General features: G+C 45.1%; 17 protein-coding genes. 6 read left to right on the top strand and 11 right to left on the bottom strand.

The window, feature by feature from the left end; all coding sequences use genetic code 11:
* The first annotated feature begins 11 nt into the window (after nucleotides 1-11).
* The gene (gene menA, locus EHV08_RS01660; protein ID WP_126677698.1) at nucleotides 12-914 is read left to right on the top strand and encodes a 1,4-dihydroxy-2-naphthoate octaprenyltransferase; all 903 of its coding nucleotides are present in this window, start codon (nucleotides 12-14) and stop codon (nucleotides 912-914) included.
* On the opposite strand, the gene EHV08_RS01665 is transcribed toward menA, so the two are convergent.
* The 4 genes from EHV08_RS01665 to EHV08_RS01680 form a co-directional block, all read right to left on the bottom strand.
* Nucleotides 911-3,244 (bottom strand): putative porin, encoded by a 2,334-nt coding sequence (locus tag EHV08_RS01665; protein WP_126677699.1) that lies wholly within the window; start codon nucleotides 3,242-3,244, stop codon nucleotides 911-913. The two genes, menA and EHV08_RS01665, sit on opposite strands and share 4 nt — an antisense overlap.
* Entirely contained in the window at nucleotides 3,245-3,499 is a 255-nt protein-coding gene (locus EHV08_RS01670; protein ID WP_126677700.1) for a hypothetical protein, read from the bottom strand.
* A 144-nt stretch (nucleotides 3,500-3,643) separates the two neighbouring features.
* A complete protein-coding gene (uvrB, locus tag EHV08_RS01675) occupies nucleotides 3,644-5,683 on the bottom strand; it encodes an excinuclease ABC subunit UvrB (RefSeq protein ID WP_126677701.1) in 2,040 nt (679 codons plus the stop codon).
* 211 nt (nucleotides 5,684-5,894) lie between these two features.
* The gene (locus EHV08_RS01680; protein WP_126677702.1) at nucleotides 5,895-8,354 is read right to left on the bottom strand and encodes a TonB-dependent receptor domain-containing protein; all 2,460 of its coding nucleotides are present in this window, start codon (nucleotides 8,352-8,354) and stop codon (nucleotides 5,895-5,897) included.
* A gap of 247 nt (nucleotides 8,355-8,601) precedes the next feature.
* Between EHV08_RS01680 and EHV08_RS01685 the strand changes: the two genes are divergently transcribed.
* The 3 genes from EHV08_RS01685 to EHV08_RS01695 all read left to right on the top strand — a co-directional run bounded on the left by EHV08_RS01685 (nucleotide 8,602) and on the right by EHV08_RS01695 (nucleotide 10,367).
* Nucleotides 8,602-9,450 carry an outer membrane protein assembly factor BamD gene (locus tag EHV08_RS01685; RefSeq protein ID WP_126677703.1) on the top strand — a complete coding sequence of 283 codons (849 nt, stop codon included), beginning with the start codon at nucleotides 8,602-8,604 and terminating at the stop codon, nucleotides 9,448-9,450.
* 121 nt (nucleotides 9,451-9,571) lie between these two features.
* Complete coding sequence (locus tag EHV08_RS01690) at nucleotides 9,572-9,922, top strand: DNA-directed RNA polymerase subunit omega (protein ID WP_126677704.1); 351 nt, start codon at nucleotides 9,572-9,574, stop codon at nucleotides 9,920-9,922.
* Nucleotides 9,888-10,367: a DUF4293 domain-containing protein gene (locus EHV08_RS01695; RefSeq protein WP_238987987.1), complete on the top strand. Its 480-nt coding sequence runs from the start codon at nucleotides 9,888-9,890 to the stop codon at nucleotides 10,365-10,367. Before EHV08_RS01690 ends, EHV08_RS01695 begins: the two co-directional genes overlap by 35 nt.
* A 139-nt stretch (nucleotides 10,368-10,506) precedes the next feature.
* Here EHV08_RS01695 and EHV08_RS01700 read toward each other — a convergent pair whose 3' ends face one another.
* From EHV08_RS01700 to EHV08_RS01710, 3 genes are all read right to left on the bottom strand, one after another.
* On the bottom strand, nucleotides 10,507-11,073 hold the full coding sequence (locus EHV08_RS01700) for a hypothetical protein (protein WP_126677705.1): 567 nt from the start codon (nucleotides 11,071-11,073) through the stop codon (nucleotides 10,507-10,509).
* A 247-nt stretch (nucleotides 11,074-11,320) separates the two neighbouring features.
* On the bottom strand, nucleotides 11,321-11,797 hold the full coding sequence (ribH, locus tag EHV08_RS01705) for a 6,7-dimethyl-8-ribityllumazine synthase (protein WP_126677706.1): 477 nt from the start codon (nucleotides 11,795-11,797) through the stop codon (nucleotides 11,321-11,323).
* A gap of 1 nt (nucleotide 11,798) precedes the next feature.
* A complete protein-coding gene (locus tag EHV08_RS01710; RefSeq protein WP_126677707.1) occupies nucleotides 11,799-12,497 on the bottom strand; it encodes a tetratricopeptide repeat protein in 699 nt (232 codons plus the stop codon).
* A gap of 137 nt (nucleotides 12,498-12,634) precedes the next feature.
* Here EHV08_RS01710 and recF point away from each other — a divergent pair, with 137 nt between their 5' ends.
* The gene (gene recF, locus EHV08_RS01715) at nucleotides 12,635-13,729 is read left to right on the top strand and encodes a DNA replication/repair protein RecF (protein ID WP_126677708.1); all 1,095 of its coding nucleotides are present in this window, start codon (nucleotides 12,635-12,637) and stop codon (nucleotides 13,727-13,729) included.
* Nucleotides 13,730-13,784: 55 nt separating this feature from the next.
* Entirely contained in the window at nucleotides 13,785-14,075 is a 291-nt protein-coding gene (locus EHV08_RS01720) for a DUF721 domain-containing protein (protein ID WP_126677709.1), read from the top strand.
* Between the two features lie 40 nt (nucleotides 14,076-14,115).
* On the opposite strand, the gene EHV08_RS01725 is transcribed toward EHV08_RS01720, so the two are convergent.
* From EHV08_RS01725 to EHV08_RS01740, 4 genes are read right to left on the bottom strand one after another with little or no spacing between them, the layout of a single operon-like run.
* The gene (locus EHV08_RS01725) at nucleotides 14,116-14,646 is read right to left on the bottom strand and encodes a 5-formyltetrahydrofolate cyclo-ligase (protein WP_126677710.1); all 531 of its coding nucleotides are present in this window, start codon (nucleotides 14,644-14,646) and stop codon (nucleotides 14,116-14,118) included.
* Nucleotides 14,647-14,648: 2 nt separating this feature from the next.
* Nucleotides 14,649-16,373, bottom strand: a complete 1,725-nt coding sequence (locus EHV08_RS01730) for a S41 family peptidase (protein ID WP_126677711.1) — start codon at nucleotides 16,371-16,373, stop codon at nucleotides 14,649-14,651.
* A 4-nt stretch (nucleotides 16,374-16,377) separates the two neighbouring features.
* Nucleotides 16,378-16,821, bottom strand: coding sequence for a deoxycytidylate deaminase (locus tag EHV08_RS01735; RefSeq protein ID WP_126677712.1), 444 nt, complete (start codon nucleotides 16,819-16,821; stop codon nucleotides 16,378-16,380).
* Between the two features lie 27 nt (nucleotides 16,822-16,848).
* Nucleotides 16,849-18,942: a M3 family metallopeptidase gene (locus EHV08_RS01740; protein ID WP_126677713.1), complete on the bottom strand. Its 2,094-nt coding sequence runs from the start codon at nucleotides 18,940-18,942 to the stop codon at nucleotides 16,849-16,851.
* Nucleotides 18,943-18,992 lie beyond the last annotated feature (50 nt).

Consider the following 18,992-nt stretch of genomic DNA (forward strand, 5'->3'; position numbering starts at 1 on the left):
AATACCCAAGTATGAAAGACAGCAATATAAAGAAAAATTCAGTGCGTGCATGGCTTCTTGCCGCACGTCCCAAGACCCTTGCCGGGGCTGCGGTGCCGGTGATGATAGGACTCTCGCTTGCATATACCGACCTGCGTTCTGCCGGTACGTTCGATTGGCTGCCTGCCTTGCTGTGTGTGCTTTTTGCTTTTGTTATGCAGATTGATGCCAATTTCATTAACGACTACTTTGATTTCGTGCGTGGTAATGATGACGAGACACGGCTCGGACCTAAGCGGGCATGCTCGCAGGGGTGGATAAGCGGTGGTGCAATGAGGGTCGCAATAGCCGTGACAACGGCCTTGGCATGCCTCACAGGACTCCCTTTGATATTCTTCGGAGGACTTGAGATGATACTCATCGGCATATTATGCGTTGTTTTCTGCTTTCTCTACACCACTCATTTGAGTTATGTCGGAATGGGAGATGTGCTGGTGGTGGTGTTCTTTGGTTTCGTTCCGGTTTGTATTCCTTATTATATTGAGACTCATACGCTGACTGTTCAGGCTGCAATGGCATCGCTTGCGTGCGGTCTTGTGATAGACACGTTGCTCGTGGTGAACAATTATCGTGACATTGAGAACGACCGGCGTGCAGGCAAGATGACCATCTGTGTGCGTATGGGAGCCGCCAAGAGTAGGACTTTTTATCTGTTTCTCGGTTTCATCGCATTCCTGATTGGGGGATTTTATATCGTCGGAGGTTATTTGCTTGCCGCCATCGTGCCACTACCTTACCTGCTTTTGCATTACTTTACATACAGTAACATGGTGAAGATAGGGTCGGGGAAGGCTCTTAACTCGGTTCTCGGAGAAACGGCTCGCAATATGTTCGTTTATGGAATGCTTGTTTCGTTGGGTATTCTTCTTTCTTAATTGAAGAAATTCCACGATACACCGAATCGCAATACACGTTCGTTGAGCGGATAGTGTGGTGTGAAGAAGTAGTTGCGGTTTCCCGAACCGGCATTCACATGGCTCATCATCACGAAAAATCTTGTATGCTTCAAGTGCATGTTGGCATAGATATTGACTATCGGATAGTTACCTATCTGCACTCGCTGATTGCCTGTTTCTTGAATCGTGAACTGACCCAGTGAGGGTGAATAGTCGGGAGCATAATACTTTGTGAAGTATCTTATGTCGGCTCCGAGGTCGCAACGCAGAACGCGGGCAATCATGAAATTCAGATAGAGATTTGTATATACGTTCAGCGCGGGCACCGGAATCACGTCCTTGTTGCTTGACTTCTGATAGGTGAGCACTGTCTCCCAGTTGAGAGGACCGATGTTGAAGTCTTGCGATAGTTGTGCAGTGAGCAGGCTGATGTTCCCTGCATGTTGTCTCACCGTAATGTTGTTGCCCGTGCGCAGATACTTGTCGGTGATGGTGTATTGCTGTCCGAAATAGGTATGGTTCTTCAATGTCTCGGCTGCAATGCGCAACATGGTGCGTTTTTTTTTTAGAGTGAAGCGTCCCTCGATGCGTGTTCTTATTTCTTTAGACATATCATCGTTGTCCCAACGGTGATGTCTGGAATGGTAGTGACGGTAGTAGAATGTCGGGTTGAGTCTGTGTATGTATGCGTTAGCAGCCAAACCGACAGTGTCGCCGAGGAAAGCGAAGTTTATATCGGCGGTGGCATTGAGTTTAAGTTGCCCCGCATCCTCGCCCACGAGCCATGTCTCTGCCGTCACATCGTAATGGAATGTCTGTCCCGAAGTCTTGTTCAACTGTCCTCCGATGCTTAATGTGTGCTCGTTATAGGCTGTTGTACCTCCGGTGTTATCCGGCAAAACGAAATGGCGAAGGTCTGATGTGGCGAATACTTTCAGTCCTGCTTTTGCCCATTTGTTGAACCCTTCGAGTAGTGCTATTGCGAAAGTATTCTTCAGTTCGTAGTGATTTGTTTTGTCGTATATCGAATCACCATTGGCGAATAAACCTTTGTAATAATCGTTAGCATAATAGTTTTCCGGCGTTTCGTATGCTTGGAATATGCGTCTGTAATTATCCAGTTTCAAGGTATGTATGAAACCGGTCACAGGTACATACTCATTCTTCATCCACTCCGTGCCCTCTTTCGCTTTTGACTCGGCAGCAATCAGACTGTCAGCCATTTCCTTTCCTGTTATGGTGATGCGTCCCGAGTCGGCGACCGTCATGCTGTCTGTAGGCTGGTTGCCTGCAATCTTTGCGTCGTCCGGTCTCCCTGCGAATGTTTCTTTTTTGTCGTAGGCATCCTCGTCGAAGTCGCGTCCGTCTCGCTTTGCCTTTCTCTTTTCCTCTTCTTTGGCTTTCTCTGCCTCGTTTTCTTTCTTTGAAGCGATAGCAAATTTCTTCGCTTCTATTTCCTCTTTGGTCATGGGCACCTTACGGTTGAAGCCGATGTTGTAGCGGTGGGAGAGGAAAACGTGCTGGTTGTCGTTGCGATTCCAGTTTTTGGAGAGTACCGTAGGAATCTCGTTAGTACTGAAATTGTCATCGAATATCTCCGGATGTGTGATGTATCTGTCGTCTGTGATACCTCCGTTTTCCGTTACTTTCTCGTGGTTTGTCGATAAGAGAATATGTGCTTGGTATTGTTCTCCGAGATATGATCCGTACATTGAGTAGTTGAAATGGCTCGCACTTTGGTTCTGATAATATCCTCTGCCGTAAAGATAGTCGAACTTGAAGCCCACTCCGAGTTTTTTTCCCGCGTTCACTGCAAACAAAATCTTCAGGTGTTCCTCGCCATCGGTACGGTCGCCAGCCGTGTTGAACGACACGTTTGTTATCGGAGAAAGAGTGCTTGTGAAGTGGAACTGCGATGGACGTATGAAGAAATAGTCGTATGGCTGCATGAATATGAACTGCTCTTGTTCGTTGCGGTCGGCAAAGATACGATTCTGTCGTGGTGCTCCGAGGTTGCCAAGACTGTTGTATTCGCCACGCAGTCCGGTATTGAAAATGGAGTTCATATACATGTGCGGCATCGTGTCGGGCAGCGACATCAGTCTGTCGCCGAAACGTTCATCGATAGTCCACACCTTCAGTCCTTTCGGAATTTCCTTGTGTTTGGTGCCGAGCGAGTCGCTCTTGTTCTTCCTTTTTGCCGGTGTCATTATCTCCCCGTCTTCGTTTATTGACGAGAAATCTATTTGTGCCATGACAGTTGTTGTCATGACCATGAGCATTGAGATAAGAAAAAGAGTTCTCTTCATTTATTTCATCACGCGGAAAATACATTCAACAAACTTCAGAACCATAGAGCCAAGCACGATATAGGTTCCCGTATCACGGTCGCCGAAGAAATAGATACACATACCTACAATGGCTCCGAGAATGAAAAACGTGTTCAGCCAGTTGCGCAGTACGAAATATCTGTTAGGGTCTTTCTCCTTGCGATGTATGCGGTGGTCGGGGCGTTGTGCCAGTCCCTCCTGTTCGTTGTTTGTTATATCTTCGTAATTATCCATGTCTGTTTTATTTTTAAATATTATTGCTCCGGCATTATATTTCCCGACAAAGGTAACAAATAATGTCGGTTATCTGTCCTTTTGATTGTTTTTTTACGTATTTTTTGTAATATCATTCATCGCTCAACCCTCAACTCTCAACGCTCAACCTTCACCGCTCAGCATCCCTCTCAGCCTTATTATCTCATCGCGATACTGCGCAGCCTGTAAGAAATCGAGTTCCTTTGCTGCCTTTTTCATCAATGAAGTAGTGTTTTCGATGCTCTTCTCTATCTGTTCTCGACTCATCTTCTGCATTATCGGGTCGGCAACCATGTCCATTCCGTCCATCTCTATGTATGGCTTATATGCCTTTTCCTTTACAGGTTTGATTACTTCTTCGCCACCATTTCTCACGAGTGAGTTTCTGTCCACAGACTTTACTATCTGCCTTGGTGTAATGCCATGCTCTTCGTTGTATTTCAACTGCTTTGTTCGACGGCGCAGTGTTTCGTCGATAGTCTGCTGCATGCTTCGCGTTATGGTGTCGGCATACATTATCACCTTACCGTTAACGTTGCGTGCCGCGCGTCCGGCAGTCTGTGTCAACGAACGGTGAGAGCGTAGAAAACCCTCCTTATCTGCATCGAGAATGGCAACGAGTGACACCTCCGGAAGGTCGAGTCCCTCGCGCAGCAGGTTCACTCCCACCAGCACATCGAACACACCCTGTCGCAGGTCGGTCATTATCTTCACGCGGTCGAGTGTCGCCACGTCACTGTGTATGTAGTTCGCCCGCACGCCATTGTTGAGCAAATACTCTGTAAGTTCTTCCGCCATGCGTTTCGTAAGGGTAGTGACAAGCACGCGTTCGTTGCGTTCGCTGCGTTCCACAATTTCGTTCAGCAGGTCGTCAATCTGGTTCTCGCTCGGTCTCACTTCAATCTCCGGGTCGAGCAGTCCGGTGGGACGTATCACCTGTTCCACAACGACACCCTCTGCCTCATTCAGTTCATAGTCTGCCGGTGTGGCAGAAACGTAAATCACTTGTTTTGCCATTTTCTGAAACTCCTCAAATTTTAGAGGGCGGTTATCGAATGCTGCCGGCAGGCGGAAGCCATATTCCACGAGGTTGGTCTTTCGTGCGCGGTCGCCTCCATACATGGCACTTATCTGCGGAACACTGACATGGCTCTCGTCAATCACGAGCAGATAGTTTTCCGGAAAGAAGTCGAACAGGCAATAAGGGCGTTCCCCTGCCTGTCTGCCATCGAAGTAACGGCTGTAGTTTTCTATGCCGGAGCAATGGCCGAGTTCCTTTATCATCTCCATGTCATACTCCACACGCTCCTTTATTCGCTGTGCTTTCAGCGAGTCGCCGAGTTCTGTGAAAAACTCTATCCGTTCCATGAGATCGTCCTGTATCATGCGTATTGCCGATGCGGTCTGCTCTTTGGACGTTACGAAAAGATTGGCGGGATAAATCTGGTATTCGTCGAATCGCGCCATACTGTGATAGGTCACAGAGTCGAGTTCCTCAATGCTGTCAATCTCATCGTCCCACCACGATACGCGCAGCACATTGTCACTGTAAGCCATGAACACGTCCACCGTGTCACCCTTCACCCTGAAGTTTCCGCGTTTCAGTTCTATATCGTTCCTCACGTATAGTGCATTCACCAGTTGCCGGAGGAAAATGTTGCGGTCGAGCCGCTGTCCTTTCATTATCGTTATGACGCTGTTTGCCATTGCAACAGGTCCTCCCATACCGTATATGCACGACACCGACGATACCACGACAACGTCTTTTCTGCCGGAAAGCAGCGATGATACGGCAGAAAGGCGCAGGCGGTCAATCTCCTCGTTTATGGCAAGGTCTTTCTCGATATATGTATCGGTGTGTGGCAGATAAGCCTCCGGTTGGTAATAGTCGTAGTAACTGACATAATATTCCACAGCATTCTCCGGGAAGAAGTTCTTCATCTCTTGGTACAACTGTGCCGCCAACGTCTTGTTATGGCTCAGTATCAGCGTAGGTCGCTGCACTTTTGCTATGACATTCGCCACGGTAAACGTCTTGCCCGACCCTGTAACGCCGAGCAACACTTGTGCCTTCTCTCCGCGTTCCACTCCCGCGGCCAACTGGTTTATAGCCTCCGGTTGGTCGCCTGTCGGCTCATATTGCGATGTCAGTTTGAAATCCATATTGCAAAATTACTCATAATTCTCCATTATAGCAAATCTTTCACTCCGTAATTTCTAATGTTATGCCGACCAAATTCGCCTGTTTTGGTAAGCAATTTGGGCGAAACTGCAAACCAATTTCGCCCAAATTACTTTGCAAATTCGCCCGTTTTACTCTCTTACTTACAGAATAACGGCAAGAAAAGAAAGGCTAAACACACTCTATCTACAATCACTTGTTCATGCCTCCGATGTTGTTAATCGTCTCGCTCTGTGACTTTTGCTGTATATAGTCGTTCTGTATTTTCGATTGACGTTGATTCATCTGCTGTCCGTTATTCTTACCGAATGTGTAAGAAACATTGAGTGATATGTTTCTGATAGGTATATGTATGTTCTGTGTTCTCTCGAAGTCATGACCTTTACTGTATGTGTCCATTTTTATGATGCCACCTTTCGCGAGACCTGTCGCAGCCTGTATGCCTATGTTCAGTTTGTCTTTCAGGAACGCCTTTGAGATATTTGCCGATACGATGTTATATCCGGTAGTCCATCCCTGTATGGTATGGGTCTTTGATGAGTTTATGAGATAAACGCCCAACTGCACATTCCACGGCAGTGTTTGCTGAATACCGGTCATGCCGTTGAAGTGCCAGCCCCTGTTGCTCATTGCCATTTCGTTGCTTTGCATATCGGTATAATTGACACCACCGTTAAAGAAAAGTCTTGTGTTCTTTGCCATGAGCCAGTTGGCATATATGTTAAGTCCAACTTGTTTGCGCTGCATGATATTGCCATAGGTGGTGTGCAGAATATTATCGCGATAGAAACGGTATTCTCCTATTCCGTTGCCGGTATAGTTGTAGTGCAATGTGGCATTCATCATGAATCGTGATGAGAAAGTGTTTAACACCAATGAGATGTTGTGCGACTTTTCTATGTCGAGTTCGCTGTTTCCATAGGTTACGGAATATGGGTCGGGGTGATTCACGTATGGGTTAAGATAGGTTATACCCGGTCGCGAAATGCGCATGCTGTAAGTCAGTCCGATATTGCTTGTGGGTGTGGGTGAGTAGGAGAGTGATGCCGTCGGCACGATACTGCCATAGTTTATTGAGAAATTTTTGCCGTTACCCAATTTAAACTCCACGTCTTGCCATGTCTTCTCGTAGCGTAATCCGGCTTTCGTTCCGATTTTTTTCCATTTCCCGTTATACTCCGTATATCCCGCCAATACTCGGTTTTTGTAGGAATATTCCATGCTCAATTCCTTGTTATAGATGTTGTTGAGATAGTATTTCGAGTCTGATGTGGCGTTGTGCAATTGTATTTTCGCTCCGAGGTCGAGGTTGTGTCCGGTTGCAAGAGGCATTGAATAGTCTGCTTGGAAAATATGTTCCATTGTCTTGTTCCTACCATCGGAATAGCGGTCGGTGAGGTCTATGAATGTCGTAGAGGCTTCATGGAAATCGTTATACAACTTATTTTTTATCGGACTATTTGTTATCTGGTATGTCAGCGTAATTGACCGGGTTTTCTCTGCGTTGAAAAAGTGGCGGTAATCAATGCTTCCGGTAAGAGAAGTGTATCGGTTTACCATTTCCATGTCGTAAGAATAGGCGAATTTGTTGCCATATTTAGCACCGGACATGATTGTAGATGGTTGGCCATGATTCTTCATTGTGTAATCGGTCATGCCGAATGTTGCGCTGAGAGAACTCATCGGGTTGATTTCGTAACCCATACTTACGTTTGCCATTGTGAACGGAACGCGCGTTTTTGAGTTTGATATGCTTGAGATTATGCCTGCATTGCTTTTCTGCTCAGTCATGACTTCAGTTTCCATTGGGAAAGACTGGCTGTAGAAAACGTTTGTGTTGAACGAGAACTTGCCGGTCTGACCGCTGAGGAAAACCGCTGCCATCGCGTTTTTTATGCCCACCCCGGCACTCACCGTTCCCATTATTCCGTCCATGCTCTGTGCTGCCTGCGAACCGATTTTGTTCGTTACGATGTTGAGAACACCGCCCACTCCTTCCGCGTCATATTTCGCTCCGGGGTTGGTTATCACTTCTATGTTCTTCACTGCTACGGCCGGCATACTTTTGAACACCATTGATGGGTTGGAAGAGAACATCACGTTGGGCTTGCCATCGACAAGAACTTTGAAAGAGGAAGAGCCGTTGACAGTGATGTTGTCCTGTCCGTCAACGTTCACCATAGGCACTTTGCGCAGCATGTCGAGCACCGTTGCAGTCTTAGAGTCGGCATCTTCGGCAACGTTGTATATCATTCTGTCAACCTCCATTTTTACCAAAGGCTTCTGTGCAACTATTTCAACACCTTGCAGGGCGTGTGTCGATTCTTTTATGTATAGTGTTCCGAGATTAGTTGTGGTGTGATTTCCTAACTCCACATTAATCTGTAGGTCTTCCTTTCCAACGCTACTGAAAACAAACTTGTATATTCCTTTGCCCGTAATCTGATGGCAGAACGAACCGTCATCTTTCGTGAGGAACATTGCAATGGCGGAACTTGCATCGCCTTTATCGTAAACCCTTACCGTGGCGTATGCCTCCGGTTCGTTGAGCGTAGAGTCTTTAAGCAATCCCGTTACTATTGTTGTCTGTGCGTTTATTGATAATGTAATTATTGACAATACCGTTAAAATACAAATTCTTAATTTATTCATTGTCTTTAAATAATAATTTTAATTATGCAAAGATAATAATATTCCTGTAAACCGCAAACGATTATTCCCCCTTTTTATTCATATTCTGATTTTACACAAAGCCACATTTTAGACAAAAAAGGTGTATCTTTATGTCCCCAAAATCTGTCTTAGTGTTTAAAATCTTTGTGTCTTTTAACGAAAAAAAGCATTGTGTGCTTTGCAGTTAATAGAAATATGTGTAATTTTGCACCTAAATTTCCAAATAATGAAGAAGACCATTCTCTCGGCTTTAGTTGCAGTCTTGTTGCTCAGCGGTTGTGCTGCCGAATTCAATAAAGTTTATAAGTCAAGCAATGTAGATTACAAGTACGAATATGCGAAGGAATGTTTCGCGATGGGTAAATATATCCGTGCCGTAACACTTCTACAAGAACTTGTCACTATTGAGAAGGGAACGGACAATGGTGAGGAGTGTCTCTATATGCTGGCGATGGCAGAGTATATGTCGAAAGACTATCAGACGGCTGCGGAATACTTCAAAAAGTATTTTGAAGCCTATCCGAGAGGAGTGTATGCGGAAATGGCAGCATTCTATATCGGTGAGAGTCTGTATATGAGTACGCCCGAACCTCGCCTTGACCAAACCCCGACTTATACGGCGATAACGGCATATCAGGAATACCTCGACCTCTTCCCGAATGCCGCAAGGAGAGAAGAAGCACAGCGCAAGTTGATGGAACTGCAAGACAAGTTGGTGCAGAAAGAACTTGCCGCGTCGCAACTTTACTATAATCTCGGCCCTTATTTCGGCAACTGTCTTAGTGGAGGAAGCAACTATGAGGCGTGTGTTATAACGGCAGAGAACGCTTTGAAGGACTATCCTTTCTGTCAAGAGCGTGAGAAATTTGCAACACTGATAATGAAAAGTAAGTTCGAACTCGCAGAGCGAAGTGTTGATGCGAAGAAACTTGATAGATTCCGCGATGCAGAAGACGAGTGCTATGGATTCATCAATGAATATCCCGACTCAAAGGAACGTGCCACTGCGGAGAAATATATAGAGATATGTAAGAAATTCACCGGCACAGGAGAGAGTAAAGTTGAGGTTGAGTAACGACTGCACTTTTCGCGCCTCTTTTATTTTAAAAGAATATATTTTCTCGAACTTTTTGAATAATGAACGGAACGGGGACGGGTAATGAAAAATGAAATAATAATAAAATTAAGATAAAGAAATGGATTACAAAAAGTCAAAAGCACCGGTAAACACTGTCACACGTAACATTATGGATCTTTGTGATAACACAGATAACATATATGAGAGTGTGGCAATAATTTCGAAAAGGGCAAATCAAATCTCCGCAGAGATAAAGCAAGATCTGAGCAAGAAGTTGGCAGAGTTTGCTTCATACAATGATAGTCTGGAGGAAGTGTTCGAGAATCGTGAGCAGATAGAAATCTCACGCTATTATGAAAAACTTCCTAAATCTACTTTGCTTGCGACACAGGAGTTTGTTGATGGTAATGTTGTATGGCGCGACCTGAACAAGGATGCGCAAAATCAAGACGATAATGCTCCAGCGTAAACAGACCATATTCCTATTGCTGGCATTCGTCCTCACCATCGTATGTCTTTGTATGCCGGTTGGAATGTACTTGCCGGCGAGTATGGAAGCATCATCTGTGATGTTCAACCTATGGGTGAAACTGTCTGACGGAACGTATAATTTTTCGGTATGGCCTATGTTTGTGGTGCTACTGTTTTCCGGTGCGTTGACTGTGACGACAATATTCGCATATAAGAATCGCGTATTTCAGAGTCGTTTGTGTCTGATGTCAATGCTCCTTATGTTTGCGTGGTATCCCGCATATGTGGTGTACGGTTTTGCCGTTCCGCTTGTAGAAAATGCTACGTTCATTCCTTCTCTTGTGGCAGCATTGCCATTTATCAACGTGGTTCTTCTGATTTTTGCTCGCCGTAGTATTCTCGCTGATGAGGCTATGGTGCGTGCAGCAGACAGGATAAGATGATTTCCAGGTAAGATAAGGAGAAAAAGGCAATAATATAGAAACAGAAAAGAAAGGTGAGAACACTTTTGTCTTGATGACAAATAGAGGTGTTCTCACCTTTCTTTTCTGTTTCTTTATATTATTTATAAGTAGGTTTTGATTATATTCCCAGACCTTTAGCAGCCTTGCCGAGAGCCTCTTTCGCTTTCTTATCGGCCTCCTTCTTTGCCTTGTCTGTGGCCTCTTCGGTCTTTTTCTCTACCGAGTTTGCTGCGTCTTTAATTCTTTCTTTGGCATCTTTAATTCCCTCTTTAGTGTCTTTCAATGCCTCTGTGCTTGCGCCTAAAGCCTCAACAGGAATACCATTTACTGCTTCAATCATTTTGTTCAAGGTTTCGTTATCACCGATTACGCTATTAACTTTTTCCGAATTGTTGATAAGGAAGTCCTGTGCCTGTATAAGCAAATTCTTTGCTTCTTCAAGTTTTCCTTCTTCTTGCAGAGTTTTTATTTTCTCGTTGATTGTCTTAAGAACATTCAGCATGCCTTCTGCATCCTTTGCTTCGAGTTTGGATTGCAGTTCTGTTGTTACGTCTTCTTTTGCATTTTCAACTGTGGGAGTGTTGATCGAGTCTGCAACATTGGCCTCACCCTTGTTTGTGTTTGATGTGCAACTTGCGAATGAAATTGCGGCAGCAGCAACTGCCATAAACAATACTTTCTTCATAATGATTCTCGTTTTATAGTATTTAAAATATTAAACCGATTGCAAATGTAGATAAAAATAATGTTTGTCGTGCGTTTTGTTTAGAACGTTTAACATAAAAGTGCAATTGCAATGGGCAAGCGCAATTGTTTTACTTTGGGAATTATAAAACAGAAACGAGTAGGGAAGACACCTTTCTTTGTAATAAAGAGCGAGGTGTTGTCACTACTCGTTTCTGTTTATTCACTCTGTGAGAGTGATAGTTTCGTTAGAACTTTGCCATTTTTATTGCAACAACAGCACATTCATTTCCTTTGTTTCCAAGTCTGCCTCCTGCGCGGTCTTGAGCCTGCCGGAGGTCATTGGTAGTAAGAAGTCCGTAGATTACCGGTATCTGACTTGTTGCATTAAGTTGTGCTATGCCTTGTGTTACACCTTGACAGATGTAGTCGAAATGCGGTGTCTCTCCACGAATAACGCTTCCGAGAATAATAATTGCATCGTAACCATCGTTCAGTGTCATTTGATGAGCACCATATACGAGTTCGAAACTACCTGGCACTGTCTTTATATGGATGTTCTCCGGCAATGCTCCATGCTTTTCCAATGTGCCTACTGCGCCGTCAAGCAGTGCCCTCGTTATCTCCGGATTCCATTCCGAAACCACGATACCGAAACACATGTTCGATGCATCGGGCACTTTGTTCGGGTCGTAGTTTGAGAGGTTGTGAAGTGCTGTTGCCATATTATTTCACTGATGCACGCTCGATGTACTTGTCAATTTCCTGATAAGTCATTGAGTTTACATACTTCTTCTTTATGTCTTGATAAATCTTCAACGCCTCATCTTTCTTGCCTTGCTGGGTAAGAATGTCTGCAGCATAGAGCAGGAACTGCGGTGAGAGAGAGTTGTTTACTCCGTCCTCAGCACGACTGTCTGCCATGTCGGCAGCCTTTTTGTAAGTATCGACAGCCTTATCCAACTGGTTGGTGTTGGCGTATGCTGCTGCCAAAGCGTTCACTGCGGCAGGTGAAACGAGTGCATCGCCGGCTGTAGAATATGCCTCGAAACTCTTCAAAGCCTCATTCCATTTCTTCTGTTGAGCATAGCATATTCCGGCATATAGGTTTGCAAGGTTTCCGGCGTCAGTGTTACTGTACTCGTCTGCAATCTTCAAGAACCCTGCGAAAGATGCCTTATCGCCGTTGAGAGCCTTGTCGTACTGCTCTGCATCGAGATACTGCTGACCCTTTGCAAGTTCAGTGCTTGCTTTCTGAGAACGTGGTTCAAGATAGAAATTCTTGAAAAGGAAGAAACCTAACACAACCACTAATATGGCTGCGATAGCGATAAGAATAGGCTTGCGATACTGAATGAACAATGCCTCTTTCTTGTTGAGAGCGTCATCTGTTTCAACGCTCTTCATAACATCTTTTTTTGCCATTATAATTTTGTTTTGTTTAATCGAACATAATTCGGGTTGCAAATTTAGTGATTTTATCTAACATACTGAAACTTTTATTGTTTTTTTTTCCCTATCTCCGAAATTATTCCGAAATTTGCAAGCATAATTATACGCTGATGATAATAAAGAAACTCTCGATATTAAATTATAAGAACATTGCCGAGGCAGAATTGGAGTTGTCGCCGAAGTTGAATTGCCTTGTCGGTAACAACGGTGAAGGCAAGACTAATCTGCTTGATGCTTTGTATTACTTGTCGTTCTGCCGTAGTGCAAATACCAATATAGACTCGCAAATAATACGTCACGAAGAGAATTTCTTCATGCTTCAAGGCACATACGAGAGTGAGAATGGCGATGAAGAACTGGTATATTGCGGAATGAAACGTGGCACGAAAAAGCATTTCAAACGCAATAAGAAAGAGTACCGGAAATTGTCTGAACATATCGGACTGTTGCCTTTGATTATGGTTTCGCCGTCTGATGCAGTGCTGATAGAGGGTGGGAGCGAGGAAAGACGCAAACTTATGGACGTTGTTGTGGCACAATACGACCGCACTTATCTTGACTCACTCAACCGTTATAACAAGGCTTTGATGCAACGTAATTCGCTATTGAAACTCGAAACGGAGCCTGACGGTTCGTTGCTTGATATTTGGGAGGAACAAATGGCGCATGAAGGTGAGTTGCTGTATGGTAAAAGGCGTGATTTCATAGAGTCGCTTTCGCCACTTTTTCAAGAGATTTATCAGCGTATATCCGGGGATAAAGAAAAAGTGAGTTTGTGTTATGTGTCTCATTGTCAGCGTGGCCCGTTGCTCGATGTGATACGTTGCGACCGTGCCAAAGATCGCATAATGGGCTATTCGTTGCATGGCGTTCATCGTGACGACCTTGAGATGATGCTTGGCGATTATCCGATGAAGCGAGAGGGAAGTCAGGGACAGAACAAGACTTTTGTCACCGCTCTGAAACTTGCGCAGTTGTTGTTTTTGAAGAGCAAGGTGGGAACTGCACCTTTGCTTTTGCTCGATGATATATTCGATAAACTTGATGCTAATCGTGTGGAGCAGATAATAAGGCTTGTCGGAACTGAGGATTTCGGTCAGATTTTCATAACCGATACCAATCGTGAGCACATAGACAAAATTCTCGAAGGCAGCGGAGCAGACTATTGTTTGTTTGAGGTGAGGGAAGGGAATATTTGTTGTTGAGAGTTGGTTGTTGACAATGTGCTGTTTGTTTTATTTAATTCTTTAATGGCAGATTATGTTTAGACGAGAAGTGTTGGCCTTATCTGAGGTGTTGAACAAGACCTTGCGGCAGAACGGTTTGGAAACGCCGATGCTGCAAAACCGTCTCATTGAGTCTTGGGAAACGGTGGTAGGGCATAACGTCTCGCGATATACCTCGGAGAAATATATCCGCAGTCAAGTGTTGTTTGTAAAGATAACAAACCCTGCATTGCGAGCCGATCTTAACATGATGCGTACACAACTCGTTTCGCGACTCAACCAAAGTGTGGGTTCGCGACTTATCATAGACATACGCATATATTGATTTCCGGGGATAGGTGAACGGTTTTTCTGTTTGCTGATGCCTATATTATTTCGTCCATCTTTATGTCGTTCTCGTCGGCAGGGATGCCAGGAAGATGTTGAAAATCGAAACAAACGCCTATTTTATAAGCATTTACGAGTTTCGGCAACATACGGTCGTAGTACCCTTTACCTCTTCCCAAGCGATTGTTCTGACTATCAAAAGCCATGCCCGGAATAACGGCAAGGTCTATATCTTCATAATTTTCAAACAGTTCGCCGGATGGTTCCATGATATTGAAAAAACCGTCTTGCAAGTCTTGCGGCCCTGTATATCGCCGCAGTTCCATTTCCGTTTCGCTGATTACTTTGGGCAACAGCACCGTCTTTCCTTGCTTCAGAACGGTGTCAACGATATCGTGCGTATTCACTTCGTCATCGAGCGAGTAGTACATCAGCACCGTTTTTGCCTCTTTCATCTTAGGACTTGCCATCAGTCTGTTGATGACAGAAAGCGACAGTTCTGCCAATTGTTGCTGGCTGAACTGTCGCTTTTGCATTCTAATGAATTTCCTTAAATCTTTCTTTTCCATCTTTAGCACCTCGCTATGATGTTCATGTTTTGATTGATATTTATCGGGTCGCCGTACATTTTTGTATATGCAACCTTCTGCTTGTTGCTTGTAGTTTTCTTTGGTGCAGGCTTTTTGGGGAATGCTTCGCCATTACCGAATACCTCAAGTGCTTTCTTTATCACCGGATCATCTTGATTAAGGTATTGTATCCAAGCCTGTTCGTTCAGTATGTTATATATGATGCGGCTGTTTATGTAACGATCGAGTAGTTTATAACTCTTGTTTATCATGAGATTGCGTCGCTGCAATCCATGGTTTGAACCATAGTTGGCAAACTGCTCCACGAGGTTCTGTTTTTGCAGATAGTCAGACAACTGCATCATCTCTTTGAAGTTGTTCAGTTTCAGACGGTTGTCATCTGTGTATGTGAAAGCAAACTGAAGTATCAGTCCACTTATCGCTGCTTCCTTGTAATAAGACGTGATACCGAGCGTATCTTCCGGCACAAAGATGTCCGGAGTGATGCCACCACCGCCATATACGAGGCGGCCGATGCGTGTCTTATACGGAGTTCCCATATGCTTTATACTGTCTTGCGAGAAAAATTCGCCGTGCTCATAGCGGTGTATCAAATCTTGTTCGTAACCTGCTCCGTCGCCAATGCTGTAAGGTTTTTGAATACATCTTCCCGAAGGAGTGTAGTAACGTGCTATTGTCAGACGAATCATCGAACCGTCATTGAACGGAATCTGTTGCTGGACAAGTCCCTTTCCGAACGACCGTCTGCCGATTATGGTACCACGGTCGTTGTCCTGTATGGCACCTGCAAGGATTTCAGAAGCCGAAGCCGACGACTCGTTTATCAGTACCACCAACGGCATTTTCTGGAATGCTCCACGCCCGTCGCTCTTATAGTCCTGTCGTGGTGACTTGCGTCCTTCGGTGTAAACGATGAGTTGGTTGGCCGGAAGGAACTCCTGTGCCATAAGCACTGCCGATTTCAGAAGCCCTCCGGTATTGTCGCGAAGGTCGAGAATGATGTTTGAGATGCCCTCACTCGTGAGTTTTGCCAGCGCAATGGTCATCTCGTCGTAGGTGTGTTCGCCGAAGTTCTTCACCTTTATATATCCCGTCTTGTCGTTGATCATATATGCAGCGGTGATACTCTTCATCGGTATTTCACCTCGAGTGATGGTGAAGTACTTTGTTTTTTTGTCGCCATACCTCTTCACACCGATTTTCACCTTTGTGTCTTTCTTTCCTTTCAGGCGTTTCATTGCCTCCTCGTTGTTCACCGCCTTGCCCACGAAAGGTTTGTCGTCAACGCTTATTATCTTGTCGCCGGCAATCACTCCGGCTTTCTCAGCCGGTCCATTGGCAATCACTCCCTGCACATGAAGCGTATCATTGCGAATCACGAACTCTATTCCCACTCCGAAGAATGACCCTTTGAGGTCGTCTGTAGCCATCTGTACCTCTTTCGCACTTATATATACGGAGTGCGGGTCGAGTTCTGCAAGTATCTGTGGCATGGCCTTTTCTACGAGCGAATCGATGTTCACCTTGTCCACATATTGGTCGTCGATAATGTGCAGCAGGTTATTGATTCGGTTACCACCGTTGTTCACGATGTTCAATCTGTTGCCCGAAAACCTGTTGGCGAAGAATGTACCGATCAATATTCCCGCCATTACGCACACCGCCATCAGCAGAGGCATGTATCGGTTATTCTTGTTTTGCTTCATATTCTTACAATGAATTATTTTCCATATTTTCCAAATCGAGCAGCACCACCTCTATTCCGGCGCGCTTCAATAGATTTATTCCGTCTTCCAGTCGATATTTCTCGCCATACACCACGCGCTTTATGCCAGCCTGTATTATCAGTTTCGAACATTCTATACACGGCGATGCTGTCACGTAGAGCGTAGAGCCGTCGCTATTGTTTGAACTCCTTGCCAGTTTCGTTATGGCATTAGCCTCGGCGTGCAGCACGTATGGCTTTGTGACATTGTTGTCGTCTTCGCACACATTCTCAAATCCGCTTGGCGTTCCATTGTATCCATCGCTGATTATCATCTTCTCCTTTACCACGAGTGCACCAACCTTACGCCGTTGGCAGTAACTGTTCTCTGCCCATATACGAGCCATTCTCAGGTAGCGCGTGTCAAGTCTTTTCTGTTTCTCGTCCATAGCGGTATTCCAATGTTCTCCGACTTATTATTTCTTCTTTTTCCTCACTTTTATACCATTCCGTTTGAGAAGTGCGTCGATTGTTGGCTCTCCTCCGCGGAAACGTTTGTATAAAGTCATAGGGTGTTCGGTGCCTCCGCGCGACAATATGTTATCACGGAAACTCTGTGCCGTTTGCCTATCGAATATTCCGTTCTTTTTGAACACACTGAAAGCGTCTGCATCCAGCACCTCGGCCCATTTGTAACTATAATACCCTGCGGCATATCCGCCGGCCATGATGTGCGAGAACTGAACCGTCATACATGTATTATGCTTATGTCGTTTTTTTGTAACGATAGCCTTTTCCCATGCCTTTCGTTCAAATTTCAGTATGTCTTCGTCAAACTCATCGTGCTTGGTATAATAGGCCATGTCGAGCAGTCCCAGACTCACTTGTCTCATACATGCCATTGCCGACATGAAATTCCGACTCTTCACGATGCGTGCTATCAGTTCCTCCGGTATCGCTTCGCCGGTCTCGTAGTGATAGGCAAAGGTGCGCAAGAACTCTTTTTCAACAGAGAAATTCTCCATAAACTGTGACGGCAGTTCAACGAAATCCCACAGCACGTTGGTACCTGATAGGCTTCCGAACCTGCTGTTGGCAAATATTCCGTGCAGTGAATGTCCGAACTCGTGCAAGAAAGTCTCCACTTCGGCAAGCGTGAGCAGTGCAGGTTTCTCTTCTGTGGGTTTGGTAAGGTTCATCACCACGCTCACGTGTGGCCTTATATTTTCGCCTTTTCTGTCGATATATTGCCCTTGGTATTCCGTCATCCATGCCCCGCTCTGTTTTCCTTTACGCGGATGGAAATCGGCATAGAACACCGCGAGATATTTCCCATCGTTGTCAAACACTTCGTAGGCTTTCACGTCGGGGTGATATACCGTTATTTCATTGTTCTCCTTGAACGTTATTCCATATAACCTGTTGGCAAGTCCGAATACGCCGTCTATAACCTTCGACAACTCGAAATAAGGTCTCAGCATTTCACTGTCAAGGTTATACTTCTTCATCTGTAACTTGTGCGAATAGAATCCGGTGTCCCAAGGCATCAACTCGAAACTGCTCCCCTCGGTGCGCTTTGCAATCCTCTCCACTTCTTCCAACTCCTTCTCAGCGGTAGGTTTATATGCATCGATGAGTTGGTTTAGCAGTCGGTAAACATTCCGTGTATTGCCCGCCATGCGTCTTTTCAGCACATAGTCGGCGTATGTCTTGTAGCCAAGCAACTGCGCCACTTCTCTGCGCAGGTTCACAAGGCGTTTACAGATGTCAAGGTTGTTTTCGCTATTGTCGTGTATGCAGACCGAATTTCGTTCCATATACAGTTTCTCGCGCAGTTCACGCCGTGTGCTATATGTCATGAACGGTCCGAAACTCGGATAGTCGAGTGTTATCACCCAACCTTCCATATCGCGTTCCTTTGCCGCCATTGCCGCTGCTTCGCGTGCCGTTTCGGGCAGTCCGTCAAGGTCTTTTTCGTCTGTGATATGCAGGATATAGGCCTTGTTCTCTTTTAAAAGATTCTGTGAGAATTGCAGCGATAGCATCGAAGCCTCCTCCGTAAGTTTGCGCAATCGTTCTTTTCCTGCCTCGTCAAGCAATGCTCCGGAGCGCACAAACCCCTGATAACTGTTTTCCAGGAGTTGTTTCTCTTCTACCGTAAGTTTACGGTGATGCCTATGCACATGCTTCACTCTTTCAAAAAGTTTTTTGTTGAGCATCATGTCGTTGGCATGCTTTGTCAACATCGGCTGCAACTTCTGTGCCAATGCGTCCATATCATCGTTGGTCTCGGCACTAAGCAGATTGAAGAATACCGTGCTCACTCTACCAAGCAGTCCGTAGTATTCGTCATCCTCGTCTTTGCTTATCAAGGTATTGTCGAATGTGGGCTTATCGGGGTTATTGATGATTTTGTCAAGTTGTTCGTTGTCTCGCCTTATGCCTTCAACAAACGCTTCCTCATAGTCTTCGAGTCTTATTTCGTTGAAAGGTGCGGTCTCGTGTGGGGTATTATATTTCAGGAAGAACGGATTCTGACGTTCTTTCTTCTCGATTTTATTACTCTCCATAATCCTGTTTATCTACTTTCTCTCATATCTTTCCTTTACTCTGCAAAGGT

This window comes from Prevotella koreensis, from assembly GCF_003977605.1.
In the GTDB taxonomy this organism is placed as follows: domain Bacteria; phylum Bacteroidota; class Bacteroidia; order Bacteroidales; family Bacteroidaceae; genus Prevotella; species Prevotella koreensis.

Excerpts from the sequence above, each read along its gene's own strand:
- EHV08_RS01720 (WP_126677709.1), top strand. The coding sequence starts at position 13,785 with ATGTTTAGACGAGAAGTGTTGGCCTTATCTGAGGTGTTGAACAAGACC.
- EHV08_RS01725 (WP_126677710.1), bottom strand. The coding sequence starts at position 14,646 with ATGGAAAAGAAAGATTTAAGGAAATTCATTAGAATGCAAAAGCGACAG.
- menA (WP_126677698.1), top strand. The coding sequence starts at position 12 with ATGAAAGACAGCAATATAAAGAAAAATTCAGTGCGTGCATGGCTTCTT.
- ribH (WP_126677706.1), bottom strand. The coding sequence starts at position 11,797 with ATGGCAACAGCACTTCACAACCTCTCAAACTACGACCCGAACAAAGTG.
- EHV08_RS01665 (WP_126677699.1), bottom strand. The coding sequence starts at position 3,244 with ATGAAGAGAACTCTTTTTCTTATCTCAATGCTCATGGTCATGACAACA.
- EHV08_RS01690 (WP_126677704.1), top strand. The coding sequence starts at position 9,572 with ATGGATTACAAAAAGTCAAAAGCACCGGTAAACACTGTCACACGTAAC.
- EHV08_RS01695 (WP_238987987.1), top strand. The coding sequence starts at position 9,888 with ATGCGCAAAATCAAGACGATAATGCTCCAGCGTAAACAGACCATATTC.
- EHV08_RS01735 (WP_126677712.1), bottom strand. The coding sequence starts at position 16,821 with ATGGACGAGAAACAGAAAAGACTTGACACGCGCTACCTGAGAATGGCT.
- EHV08_RS01680 (WP_126677702.1), bottom strand. The coding sequence starts at position 8,354 with ATGAATAAATTAAGAATTTGTATTTTAACGGTATTGTCAATAATTACA.
- EHV08_RS01685 (WP_126677703.1), top strand. The coding sequence starts at position 8,602 with ATGAAGAAGACCATTCTCTCGGCTTTAGTTGCAGTCTTGTTGCTCAGC.
- EHV08_RS01740 (WP_126677713.1), bottom strand. The coding sequence starts at position 18,942 with ATGGAGAGTAATAAAATCGAGAAGAAAGAACGTCAGAATCCGTTCTTC.
- uvrB (WP_126677701.1), bottom strand. The coding sequence starts at position 5,683 with ATGGATTTCAAACTGACATCGCAATATGAGCCGACAGGCGACCAACCG.
- EHV08_RS01700 (WP_126677705.1), bottom strand. The coding sequence starts at position 11,073 with ATGAAGAAAGTATTGTTTATGGCAGTTGCTGCTGCCGCAATTTCATTC.
- recF (WP_126677708.1), top strand. The coding sequence starts at position 12,635 with ATGATAATAAAGAAACTCTCGATATTAAATTATAAGAACATTGCCGAG.
- EHV08_RS01670 (WP_126677700.1), bottom strand. The coding sequence starts at position 3,499 with ATGGATAATTACGAAGATATAACAAACAACGAACAGGAGGGACTGGCA.
- EHV08_RS01730 (WP_126677711.1), bottom strand. The coding sequence starts at position 16,373 with ATGAAGCAAAACAAGAATAACCGATACATGCCTCTGCTGATGGCGGTG.
- EHV08_RS01710 (WP_126677707.1), bottom strand. The coding sequence starts at position 12,497 with ATGGCAAAAAAAGATGTTATGAAGAGCGTTGAAACAGATGACGCTCTC.